Annotated in this window: 10 protein-coding genes and 3 tRNA genes; 7 read left to right on the forward strand and 6 right to left on the reverse strand. The window is 45.8% G+C overall.

All coding sequences use genetic code 11. The features are described from left to right. Positions 1-28: 28 nt before the first annotated feature. From SHEWPOL2_RS19850 to rlmKL, 4 genes are read right to left on the reverse strand one after another with little or no spacing between them, the layout of a single operon-like run. Positions 29-1,861 carry a DUF3466 family protein gene (locus SHEWPOL2_RS19850; RefSeq protein WP_037430972.1) on the reverse strand — a complete coding sequence of 611 codons (1,833 nt, stop codon included), beginning with the start codon at positions 1,859-1,861 and terminating at the stop codon, positions 29-31. A gap of 28 nt (positions 1,862-1,889) precedes the next feature. After that, positions 1,890-3,812 carry an ABC transporter ATP-binding protein gene (locus SHEWPOL2_RS19855; RefSeq protein ID WP_037417369.1) on the reverse strand — a complete coding sequence of 641 codons (1,923 nt, stop codon included), beginning with the start codon at positions 3,810-3,812 and terminating at the stop codon, positions 1,890-1,892. 1 nt (position 3,813) lies between these two features. After that, positions 3,814-4,059, reverse strand: a complete 246-nt coding sequence (locus SHEWPOL2_RS19860; protein ID WP_037417366.1) for a glutaredoxin family protein — start codon at positions 4,057-4,059, stop codon at positions 3,814-3,816. Beyond that, on the reverse strand, positions 4,046-6,181 hold the full coding sequence (gene rlmKL, locus SHEWPOL2_RS19865) for a bifunctional 23S rRNA (guanine(2069)-N(7))-methyltransferase RlmK/23S rRNA (guanine(2445)-N(2))-methyltransferase RlmL (protein ID WP_037430974.1): 2,136 nt from the start codon (positions 6,179-6,181) through the stop codon (positions 4,046-4,048). Before rlmKL ends, SHEWPOL2_RS19860 begins: the two co-directional genes overlap by 14 nt. A gap of 257 nt (positions 6,182-6,438) precedes the next feature. Here rlmKL and SHEWPOL2_RS19870 point away from each other — a divergent pair. The 7 genes from SHEWPOL2_RS19870 (at position 6,439) to SHEWPOL2_RS19905 (ending at position 10,136) form a co-directional block, all read left to right on the forward strand. After that, positions 6,439-6,515: transfer RNA gene (locus tag SHEWPOL2_RS19870), tRNA-Met, on the forward strand. Positions 6,516-6,553: 38 nt separating this feature from the next. Further along, positions 6,554-6,630 (forward strand) — tRNA-Met (locus SHEWPOL2_RS19875). A gap of 145 nt (positions 6,631-6,775) precedes the next feature. Continuing rightward, positions 6,776-6,852 (forward strand) — tRNA-Met (locus tag SHEWPOL2_RS19880). A 708-nt stretch (positions 6,853-7,560) separates the two neighbouring features. Next, positions 7,561-7,845 (forward strand): J domain-containing protein, encoded by a 285-nt coding sequence (locus SHEWPOL2_RS19890; RefSeq protein ID WP_037430982.1) that lies wholly within the window; start codon positions 7,561-7,563, stop codon positions 7,843-7,845. A gap of 92 nt (positions 7,846-7,937) precedes the next feature. Continuing rightward, positions 7,938-8,471 carry a hypothetical protein gene (locus SHEWPOL2_RS19895; protein ID WP_037430976.1) on the forward strand — a complete coding sequence of 178 codons (534 nt, stop codon included), beginning with the start codon at positions 7,938-7,940 and terminating at the stop codon, positions 8,469-8,471. Continuing rightward, complete coding sequence (locus tag SHEWPOL2_RS19900) at positions 8,471-9,229, forward strand: hypothetical protein (RefSeq protein WP_023265328.1); 759 nt, start codon at positions 8,471-8,473, stop codon at positions 9,227-9,229. The genes SHEWPOL2_RS19895 and SHEWPOL2_RS19900 overlap by 1 nt, the downstream gene beginning before the upstream one ends. Before the next feature lie 10 nt (positions 9,230-9,239). Then, positions 9,240-10,136, forward strand: coding sequence for a hypothetical protein (locus SHEWPOL2_RS19905; protein ID WP_037430978.1), 897 nt, complete (start codon positions 9,240-9,242; stop codon positions 10,134-10,136). A 58-nt stretch (positions 10,137-10,194) separates the two neighbouring features. Here SHEWPOL2_RS19905 and SHEWPOL2_RS19910 read toward each other — a convergent pair whose 3' ends face one another. Next, positions 10,195-10,623 (reverse strand): DUF6678 family protein, encoded by a 429-nt coding sequence (locus SHEWPOL2_RS19910; protein WP_037430980.1) that lies wholly within the window; start codon positions 10,621-10,623, stop codon positions 10,195-10,197. Positions 10,624-10,861: 238 nt separating this feature from the next. After that, positions 10,862-12,362: ExeM/NucH family extracellular endonuclease (locus tag SHEWPOL2_RS19915; protein ID WP_037430985.1), on the reverse strand; the 1,501-nt coding region annotated here is incomplete at its 5' end.

The raw sequence follows: 12,362 nt of genomic DNA on the forward strand, positions 1-12,362 counted from the left end.
TTTTTTTAGCTGAATTCAAGCTTAAAAACTAGCGAACCCGACGACGTAACCAAACTAAGGGTAAGGCTAATAACCACGCGAAAGATGCTGCACCTTTACGTTCATAATTCCCCGTATCAGTACTTTCATCTACGGTACATGCTTCACCGTTAGTGGTAGGTTTAAGCACAACCATACGTGGAATATAAGCTGTCACAGGGTCACCATTACCGCTGAGTTCAAACAGAGGTAGGCCATTTTCACCAACAATAATGTTGCCATCTTTATCGAGTTGGTATGAAGGCTTGCGAATGAATGCAGTACCAACAATAGTACCCTCTTCATTTATACTGGCAGCTTCGACAATGAGAATATCACTGTTATAGCTTAATACCTTGCCTGTTCCATCCTTAACTTCAACCTTATGGCGAGCCCAATTACCATCAGCCCCCTTTTCAAAACCTTTAGATTCACAGGTCAGCAAATTATTGAGGTTATTGAATTCACCCGTTGATTTCTCATACAGAAAGCCAGCCTTAGGGCGTGGCTTTTCTTTATCATAGGTGGTTTCAATATAACCAACGACTTGACCTTTGTTATTGATATCCTTCGCTTTGCTAGATAGATCTGTGGTTGTCGCAGCAAAATCATTAGGCGTCACATAAGGTACATCTGGGGTATTAATATCAAAATAGAAGAATTTATCGCGTTGGTAGCCTTGGATATAACTACGATAGCTCCCCACAACAATTCCATTGTCGTTTACATCGTAGGCAATAGAGCTCAAAATTGAGTCTCCCATTGGGATCCAATGGTATTGATATTTACCCTCTGCATCTTTGGTCCAATAGGCCGCATCTTGACGTAATCTATCGGTATTACCGTTACGATAAACATGTGAGCGACCAGCCACCACACCGTCGTTATTCACGCCTAATGCCTGTGCAGTAAATGTCAATGTATTGTCACTGGCGGGAGTTAATCCTAGCGGTAACTCAGTGCCAGTAGCAATGCCATTATCTAGTTGCCAAACATAAGCACGGGTTTGGTACTGGATGTTACGCGTGCCTTGAGTATTAGGATATTGCTCACGCTGAATACACACATCTAATGGCAAAGTGTTATCAGTACCTAAACAGTAAGCAACCCGATCACCACCATACTTGCTGATATTAGTGCTAGCATAACCCACCACTAAGTTATTATTGTTAACTGCCGTTGCCGCTGACCAACCACCGAGCTCTACAGTCTTATCATCCTTAACATATTGAGTATAAGGAGGTGGTAATGGGATCTCGGTGTCACCCACTTTGGCAACACCACGGTACTCATAATCGCGATAATACCAATAGTCGGTTGCATTATCTGTGGTTGCAGTATTTTCTGTCTTCTTTTCAGGGGCAGTCATGCTGCCAACTTTCACACCCGCATCATTGATGCCGTAGTAAAAAGTATCAACTGAATTCACAACCGAAGAATCACTTGGTGGCGTGGTACCATTGATGCTGTCAAAGGTTGGCTTCCACGCACCAGTGGCACCATTTTGCGCAGCGATAAAGGCAAAGTTATTCGCAATAATGGCCGCTGTAATTGAATAGGTGATAGTTTCCTCTGAGGCAATACCATCTTCAACATCAATCACACCACCCTCAACATCGGATGTACTGAGTTTTTTCTTGCCTTTGGCGATACCGACCAGTTCATCGTTGCCATTAACACCTAAAGCGTAGCCATTACGCGTACCTTGGAGGGTGTCTGCAAGTGGTAGATCATAATTATCAATGTTAACAATTTCATAGACTGGTGCAGCATGGGCACTGTGCAATACGCCAAGGACACCTAAGGCAACCAAGGACAGGGCTTTATCCAACTTTAACTTCATTAATTCAATTCCCATTTTTATTATTGGTTTACTTCAGTGACTCAAGCTCTTCCCATCGCTCGAAGCAAACTTCCAATTGCTTTTCTTTATCCGCTAACAAGCTCAATACCTGATTGATTTTATCCTGCGTCTGACTATAAAAATCTGGGCTTGCCACTGTGGTTTGTAAATCGAGGATTTCGGCCTCTAATTTCTCCATCAACTCTGGCATTGCCTCTAACTCACGCTGTAATTTATAGGACAGTTTTTTTGCGGCTTTGGCAGGCTCAGCCACTTTAACCTCAGCGTTTTTTGCCGTCGCAGGAGCTTCGACCGTGTTTGCTTGACTAGGTTCCTCAGAATAAAACTTTGCCCCTTGATCGATAGCATCCTGGTAGCCGCCAACATACTCAGTCCAGTGACCATTACCGGCATACCACCAACTGCTGGTCACGGTATTATCGATAAACGCCCGGTCATGGCTGACCAGCAATAACGTGCCTTCATATTCAGTCAGCAGCGACTCTAGCAATTCTAGGGTCTCAATATCAAGATCGTTTGTTGGTTCGTCCAGAATGATAAGGTTTGCGGGACGAATGAGTAACTTCGCCAGTAATAAACGGTTTTTCTCTCCGCCTGATAGCGCCTTTACCGGCGTTCTGGCACGCATTGGTGAGAACAAGAAATCCTGCAAATAACTTAAAATATGGCGATCTTGACCATTGATAGTGATGGTCTTTTTACCCTCACCCACGTTATCTTCAACAGTTTGCTCAGGATCCAGTGCTTCACGGTATTGGTCGAAGTAGGCGATTTCGAGCTTAGTACCGACTTTCACTTCACCCGATTGAGGTTGTAACTTCTCAATCAATAATTTAATTAACGTCGATTTACCACAGCCGTTGGGGCCGATAAGCGCAATACGATCACCACGCATCACTGTGGTATTGAAGTTTTTGACCAGATTTTTATCAGGTAAATTATAGTTTAAGTCCTTAACATCAAAGACCAATTTACCAGAACGCTCAGTATCGGCCACCGCCATTTTGGCATTACCTTGACGATTCAAGCGCTCACTGCGTTCTTGACGCAAGGCTTTTAACGCACGCACACGGCCTTCGTTACGGGTGCGACGCGCCTTAACACCTTGGCGGATCCAGACTTCTTCTTCGGCTAAACGCTTATCAAATAATGCGTTTTTCTCAGCCTCGACCCGCAGCCATTCTTGTTTACCATCAAGATAGGCTTGATAATTACCGGGCCATGACGTCACGACACCGCGATCTAAATCCACAATCCGCGTGGCCATGCGAGCAATAAAGCCCCTGTCGTGGCTGATAAACACGATGGCGCCTTGGAAATCCAGTAGGAATTTTTCTAGCCACTCAATAGTATCAATATCGAGGTGGTTGGTTGGCTCATCGAGTAGCAATAAATCTGGCGCGCTGACTAACGCACGAGCAAGTGCCACTTTACGTTGCCAACCCCCAGATAATTCACTTAAAGATTTATCGGGATCTAACCCCAAAAGCTCACAATTTTGATTGATCCGCGAGTCAAGTTGCCAACCATTATGGTGGTCTAACGTCTCCTGCAACTTCTGCATTTGATTGAGCATGCGCTCCATTTGCTCAGGCTCAGCAAAAGCGACATCGTGGGATAATTGATGGTATTGCTCTAGAGCTTCACCGACTTCTTTTAAACCTGCAGCAATGTAAGCGTAAACCGTACCCTGCTCAGCTTTAGGTGGATCTTGCTGTAACCGACTGACCGTGACGCTACCATCGATGTTAAATTCACCTTCATCGAGCAGCACATCGCCGGATAAAATCTTTAATAGACTCGACTTGCCTGCACCGTTACGGCCAACAATACAGACCCGCTCGCCGCGCTCAATAGTAAAATCAGCATGTTGTAATAGCGGGGTGTAACCATAGGCTAACGAGCCATTATTGATACGAACCAGACTCAAACTAAGCTCCTAAAAATTCTTGTAATTGCGTGGCATCAAATGGCCAACTTAAATAACGCTCGTCCAGGGCTTTAACCACAGGAATCGACACGCCATAACGCTCTGCTAGGGTTTCATCATCGCAAATATCGATGGCCGTAAAGGGCACCTCGGCGGCATTTAATAATGCCGCCGCCAGTTCGCATAAATGGCAACCTTCGGTGTGATACAACACATAGCTTGCCTGCAATGCATTATTTATCTGCATGGGTAATTAACCAGGTGTTATGGATATGAGGATTACGTTTGTAATCCAGCGGCAACGTCATGTCGTCGATGTTTTGCACCTTAATTTTCATTTTGGTTAAAGTTTCAGTGTCCATCTTAAACTTGCGCTTATTGTTGGAGAACACCAATTCACCGTTTGGACTTAACAGCTTGATTAGCATACCGAGTAAATTCACATGATCACGTTGCACATCGAAAGAATCTTCCATGCGCTTGGAGTTGGAGAAGGTGGGCGGATCGATAAAAATTAAATCGTATTGTTCGTTACAATCACGGATCCACTGCAAACAGTCAGCCTGAACAAATTCATATTGTTTGCCAGACAAATTATTAAGGGCAAAGTTCTCTTTCGCCCAAGCAAGGTATGTGTTTGACATATCAACCGTCGTGACCGACTTTGCGCCGCCTAATGCAGCATGCACTGAGGCAGAACCTGTGTAAGAGAACAAATTCAGTACCCGGCGGCCCTTAGATTTTTGCCCCACTAAACGGCGAGTTAATCGATGATCGAGGAACAGCCCAGTATCTAAATAACCCGTTAGGTTTAGCTTAAATTTAGCGCCATATTCCGTCGTGGTAAGCTCTAACTTACGTTCATCCAACTTTTGATATTGGTTAGTGCCCTTTTGACGCTCGCGGGTCTTCATAATGATTTTGTGTGGATTAACGCCAATGGCCGCAGGCAAAGCCAGCAGCACATCACTTAAACGACGTTTAGTGACGGCCTCAGGAATACTGGCTGGTGCCATGTATTCTTGTACCACAACATAATCAAGATACTTATCGACTGCGACGTTATATTCAGGAATGTCGGCATCATAGAGGCGATAACTATCAATCCCCTCTTTTTGGGCCCACTTCTCAAATTGCTTAGCGTTTTTCTTTACACGGTTAGCAAAAGCAGGCGCGATATCGGCAATATCGACACCCTCTGGCAACACTGGCGTATCGCGGCGAGTACTCTGCGCGTGAAGCGTGTATAAGTTAAAAGCGCACTCTAACGCACCGTTAAACATTTTCATCTGTTTATCGGCTTTGAGTTTCAATGCCGAGATAAGCTCGATATCGCTACACAGCATGGCCACTTTCCAGCCACCAAATTCTTTTTTGAATTTATCGCCTAATTGATAGTACAGCTGCAACAGCTCAGACACACTGCCTAAACGCTCACCGTAAGGAGGGTTGGTGATGAGGTAACCTTCAGCCGCTGGCGGCTCAATATTAAGGGCATTTGCCACTTTAAACTCAATTAATTCAAGTACGCCTGCATTTTGCGCGTTGCGTTTTGCTAACGCCACTAAGCGTGAGTCGATATCGGAGCCATAGAACTTCACTTCGCAGCGCTTTACTCCTAACGATGCACGCGCTTTAGCTTCTTCGACAATTTCGTGCCAAGTGGCCTTATCGTGACGACGCCAATGTTCGAAACCAAAACGGCTGCGTTGTAAACCCGGAGCAATATCGGCGGCCATCAAAGCCGCTTCAATCAACACTGTACCGCTACCACAGAAGGGATCGAGTAAAGTAGTCGGCGCGGCTTTCCAGCCACTGCGAACCAGCATATTCGCCGCGAGATTTTCTTTTAAAGGCGCTTCACCCGTGGTTGAACGGTAACCACGTTGGTGCAGTGATGGGCCAGAAAAATTCATCGCAATGGTAATGACCCCATTGCGAAAATGGGCATCAACTTTAATGTCGGCATCGATACGGGCGACGTTTGGACGGGCATCACCGTCATCACGGAAACGGTCAACAATCGCATCTTTAATCTTTAGCGCACCAAACTGGGTATTGTTAATAAAACCACCCGTGCCATGGAAATCGATACTAAAGGTGTTGCGATTAGAGAAATGTGCTGACCAATCAATGCAGTAGGCTGCATTATATAATTGCTCCGCCGACTCACAGGGGCCCTTATAGATTACCAGTACAATACGGCTGGCTAAACGCGTCCACAGGGTAATGCGATAGGCTAAAGCCAGAGGCGCGGTAAAATAGACACCGGCTACACTTTCTTTAATCTCGGTCGCACCAAATTCTGTCAGTTCTTGGGCTAAGCTATATTCAAAGCCCTTAGGGGCGGCAGCAAAAAAATTAAGCATGGGATAATCAATACGCAGTCAAAATCAAACCGACATTATACCTGCGAAGCCACATAAAAGATAAACAGTTATTAGCCAAAACTCGATTTAGTCAGGTAGTTAATCCACATTTAACCCATTAAAATCCGATATCACGGTCAATACTGGGTAAATTCCCCGCACTACGCTTTATATTTAAGCATTCGTCCGCTTTTTTAGAATTCCTCCTTGCAATGCCACAGCGCTGCCGTTATAGTCTGCCCCGCTTTGAAGACGGACGCGGGATGGAGCAGCATGGTAGCTCGTCGGGCTCATAACCCGAAGGTCGTTGGTTCAAATCCAGCTCCCGCAACCATTTAAAGCAAATATAAGTAATACAGACTAGATATCGGACGCGGGATGGAGCAGCATGGTAGCTCGTCGGGCTCATAACCCGAAGGTCGTTGGTTCAAATCCAGCTCCCGCAACCAATTTAGATGTATACGTTTATAAAAAGAAATAGCTCGTCGGGCTCAACTCTTTATAAACAACGGTGAAGGCCGTCGGTTCAAATCCGGCTCCCGCAACCAATTCTAAGATGACAGAATTAAAACAGTATCAGCAGCGTTACTCGGACGCGGGATGGAGCAGCATGGTAGCTCGTCGGGCTCATAACCCGAAGGTCGTTGGTTCAAATCCAGCTCCCGCAACCAATTTAACAATGATAACGACCAGACCAGCATCAGCTGGTTTTTTGTGTCCGAAATTTATCGTACTGAGTTTCACCATGCTAGCTTGTCGGGCTCAGCCCCTTATAAACAACAGGCGAAGGTCGTTGGTTCAAATCCGGCTCCCGCAACCAATTTAACAATGATAACGACCAGACCAGCATCAGCTGGTTTTTTTGTACCCGAAATTTATCTATAGAGTTGCAATATGCCAGCTCGTCGGGCTCAGCCCCTTATAAACAACAGGCGAAGGTCGTTAGTTCAAATCCAGCTCCCGCAACCAATTTGACAATGATAACGACCAGACCAGCATGAGCTGGTTTTTTTGTGTCCGAAATTTATCGTACTGAGTTTGGCTTGATTTACTCGAATCGTTTATCGAATTACTTTAGTGATATCCTGAAATGACTGATAAAAACGGAGGCATTAACTCGCAGAAAAATTGCAGTGTTAGCTGATATTTGTACCAACTTAGTCTTAGCCACTTATTGCCGATTGCCTTTGCGGTTGCCGATCTTCACAAACCCCAGTTTAGTATTCATTTTTCGCTCTAAATGCAGCCATAGTCGTTTGCCGCCCAACACGCATTTCTGCTATGATCCGTCGCTGACTAATCATAATTCCACAAATTGGCAGATAATCAGCACTCAAGCTTTATCTTGCGATACCAATCCATCGCCTGCAGGTACAAATATGATTAACCACTTTAGTGTGCTTGGTATCAAACCTAGCGCCAAAGAAGACGACATAAAAAAAGCCTATCGTCGGCTCTCAAACAAATACCATCCCGATAAGTTGTTAGGTGCCTCTGATGACGAAAAAAAGCAAGCGTCACAGCAACTTGAACGCGTCAAAAAAGCGTATGAAGTCTTGTCCGATCCGAAGCTTAGAAATGCGTTTATCCGAGATTTCAACAATGTGATAGTGACGGATCCGAATGGCGCTATGCGTGAATTATGGGATCAGTTCTACCCTTAATATTTTATTTTTAGCGCCGAATTAACGAGCGGTTAAATCCGCACTTTCTACGCCGAATAAATTATTTCTGCGCTTTATTTCGAGACAAACCCATGGCCAAAAAACTGAATATCTCACGCATTAATGAGCTTAAGACCAATGCCTACGACAATATCGAGTCCTATGATGACCCGGATACGCCCAAGGCACTGGAGCAATTTACTAGTCAAATCAAAAAAGTATTACAAGCCGATCCTAAAATGCTCGAGTCGGTACCCGAGTATTTGCCGGTTGCACTCTATGGCCGAGTCAAATTTCCAAGTGATGCCAAGCTCAAATGGGCCCATTGGATCAATACGGCAACGCAACCTGAGTGGGATGAATTTAAGGTCACAATCGGCTTTAACAATGCCGATTTGCCATTAGTGCTAGCGGTGCGCGCTTACTCAGAGGATTTACTGATTGAAAGCTGCGCCGTGCTGTACTTATTGGAAAACCAAGGCAAAAGTACGCCAGCCCCTAAACGCAGTGCTGACGATGATTTTGAAGACGAAGACAGTGATTACGCCGACTATTCCGATGACGACGATGATGACGGCGAAGAGGAAGATGGCTATTACGATCAGTACGATGATGAGGACCGCTAATGAACACCAGTCTCATTGAGATAACCGTTGCCGAGATTAAAGAGCTCGCCGATGTCGAGCCAAAACAGGCCAGTAAACGTTTCGAACTCATCGCCACCACAATGAACGATGAGCAATTAGTCGAAGTCATTGAAAAAATGGATATTGTGACACTGACGCAAATCAACAGTCACCACGATATCTCCTGCCCGTCAATTATGTCGGAGCTGATGACACCTGAGCAAATTCGCGACATCGTCTGTCAGCAACCTTTGTATTGGGAAGAAAAAATCAAAAACAATGCCGAAGAACTCATTCAGCATACCTTTGATTTTTTAACTTATTTAATTCGTATTCAAGATAGCGAAGAAAAGCAAACCGCTATTTTAGAGTGCATTGCCGAAGATCCCGCCGGCCTCTTCTATCTGTCTATCCCTTTTATCGAGATGATGCTGGGCGAACGCCACGACGATGAAGACCACTTCAACGATTATTATGACGATGAAGAAGATACTGATACCGTCGGCTATGACAGCCGTGTCGCCAGCGAAGAAGCCCATAGCTTAAGCCTAGATGACCCACGTAGTCTGATGGCATTAATCCATGAGCTGGCACCCGATGTAGAAAAAGCCATTAAAAACCTGCTGCGTAACGAAAGCTCTGGCTGGGAAATGATCATTAACAAATTCGTTAATGAATTAGTTATCCAAGCCAAAGAGAAAAACCAAGTCACGGATGAATACGCAGAAGTGGATGATATGTTTAGCTTTTTAGATTAAGGATCCCTAGATGCAACTGGTACTGCGTGATTTAGACCAAGGCCCATACCTGAGTAAGGTGTTGGCCAAAGGCCAAGCAGACAACACCCTTAGCGGTGAGCAGCTCGCACAAATCAAATCTAAAGCCATTTTGATGAGCCTCAAATTGGCAGATAAGTTCTACAACAAGTACAAGATGCACTTACTGGAACAAGCGGCGCACGATGTGATTGGCGTCGTTAGTCTCGGGTTAATGGAACTATCGAATAAAGATCAACAACAGGCATTGCGTTTATTGCTCACCGCAGATGGTGTGGTCAAATGCTTCCAAAAGGGTTGGAGCATGCTCAGCGTGGTGAGCAAACATAAGCTGGTCAATGGCAAATCACTCTATGGTGATGTAGATAAATTCTTACTGGAACAAGTCTCTACGCCGCCAGATGCCGAAGAGTGGCTGGGCTATGAGGCCTACCAGGATGCATTAGTCGAGCACCAACGTCAGCAATCGATTGCGGCGCTTATGGCTCAATTTTATGCCCAAACCAGCTACGATCCTTTGGATTTCTTAAATCTGGAGAGCGTATTGGCCGAAGCCGTGCTGTATCGAATGTTGTTTGATAATGCCAAAGTCAGACAAGATCTGAAAAAGCGCATTGCCAAAATCAGCTTACAGGACGAATGGTTTAGCCTTGAGTATATCGAGCAGCAAACTCAAAAAGCCTTGGCGGAACTCCCCGCAGAGCTGGCAGAGACTATCGGTAAAGATCTGGGGAAAAACTTTGCGCCAGCATTGCTGCGGACACTGCATTTTGCAAAAAGCTACCGTGAGCTGCTGCTCAATGACGCCTCACCTGAGCGTTTAGAAAGATTCGAGCATAAAGAAGGACTCGTCGGCCTACTCGGCTGGCCGCTTTATATCGTGCTGTAATCCTTAGCGGGGCGCTAATCAATTAGCGCCCTGTTTTTTATCTGTCGTCTGAATTTGCTTACGCTTCCTTTATCGTCTCGCCACCAGCCGCAATAACAAATACAGGCATGGTTGCATCGGGGCGTAGATAGCCCCAAATCCTGATCCCTTGAGCTTCTTTACTGTAGGGAAGCCGATACTTATGCAGTTGCGCCTCAATATAATCTGTAAAATCCGTGGTCTTTTCCGGCAGCAATCTGCCGCGGTGCTCTCTTTTCAGCGGATCAATTTCAAGCCACTCAATCCTCTCGCTAATTGCGAGTAACTCGTCCCACCATACTGGCGTAAAACCAGGGCTTGGCCCTTCATCCTCCAGCAGCTTATAACGCACATGGGGAACAAAGTCCGGCGACTCATGGAGTGCCTGCTCAAGCTTACGCCATTTAGTCAGGTTCATCACTGAGGTTAATTGATACTGATTGAGGTACGCCAAGGTGTCTGCATTCATTGCGATGAGTGTGCTCCCTGTGAGTAAAAATCCATAAGTGGCGTCATCTTAGCTTAAGCGAGGATGTACTTACAGCGACTTAGCTTGAATTTCAAGCACGCTATAGTCCGTTAATATAGCCAGTTAATATAGTCAATTAAGTAAGTGATGAATTAAGTAAGTGATGAATTAAGTAAGTGAATCAAAGTAAAAAGCCTGCAACAGCAGGCTTTTGATATTTAAAGAAAGAGGCTAACGCTTAACGGTACGTCAGTGTCGTCGTATCCGTTAATTTATCATTATCTTTAACGGTTAATTCGACGGTATGCTCTCCGCGGCGCGCCAGACGCAGTACTACAGGACCGTTGGCGCGGGTGCCATTATCAAACTTCCACTTATGCTGCTTAATAACCCCATCGGTGTCATAGCTAGTCGAAATAAACATATCGACCAGCCATAGATTGATGCGCTGAATTTGCGCAACGGGTGGTTTCTTCACATTTTCAACCACCACTGACACCATTTGCGAGCTGCTATGGCTTAAGCCGTCATTGTCCGTTACGGTTAACGTCACTAGATAATCACCACTTTGCACATAAGTGTGTGATACCGCCTCTCCAATACCTTGACTATTATCGCCAAAGTCCCACTGAGTAGAAACGATTTGACCGTCGCTATCAATGGCGGTTGACCTCAATTGCACACTCGCACCATTCACAACCTGAGTGAAGCTGGCTTCAGGGGCGACTTTTTCAGCTTTGAGCAAGAGTGAAATCACTACAGGATCATGATCAGATGATCGATAAGCATCACTAGCGTACAAGTCTTGCACCTGCGCAGGGGTCTTAAACTCTTCGTTGTAATCTAACACCCGTGGCTCGTCGGTATTGATATGCCACTCAGTCACATCTAGGACTTTATCCACTAACGCAGCATTCGCGAGCGCATGGTCTAACTGTCCCGATTCACCCGAGAATACATAGGAATAAGGATTAGCTTTTTCAAGTTTGGCGAACAACTCACTAAAGCCAGCGTTAGCCAATGCCATCAGCGGGTCTTCCTTAGCGTAGGAGTTTAAGTCACCAATCAGCAGTACACCTTGCTCAGGATACTGCGCGGCAATCCACTGCCCTGCCGCCGTTGCTGCGCGACTACGGGTAATATTGCAGTTGCCTTGACCATCGTTCATATCTGGATCGCCAGCACACTCACTGCCTTTAGATTTCAAGTGATTAACCGCAACGACTACACTCTCCTCACTGCCGTTTAGCGCGAAGGCTTGAGTCAACATAGGGCGGTTTTTGCTGTCGTCGAACAGCGGCTGCGCGGCGTCATCTAAGGGAGAGTTAGCACTTGATAAAATACGCGCATCACCCTGAGGGCTCACTTTGTCACTGCGATAAATTAAACCGACGGTAATCGCATCCGTACCTATCGCACTTAAGCTGCTGCCATTGACCTTTGGAATAACATAAGCATAGCGATTTTCACCCACGGCGGCATTGAGGCCCGCCACGAGATCGGCAATCGCCGAGTTGGCGCCAAAGCCATCGTTCTCGATTTCCATCAGACCAAACACATCGGCACTGATCCCCACCATAGCGCTGACAATCTTCGCTTTTTGACGCTCAAACTCACTCAAGGTATTGGCACCACGCGCAGTCGGGAAACCTCCGCCCTGTCCATCGCCATTAAAGTAGTTCAGTACGTTAAAGCTGGCGACTTTCAGGTTGCCGCCTTCGGCAAGCACTGGTGATTGT

This window comes from Shewanella sp. POL2, from assembly GCF_000282755.1.
Taxonomy (GTDB): Bacteria; Pseudomonadota; Gammaproteobacteria; order Enterobacterales; family Shewanellaceae; genus Shewanella; species Shewanella xiamenensis.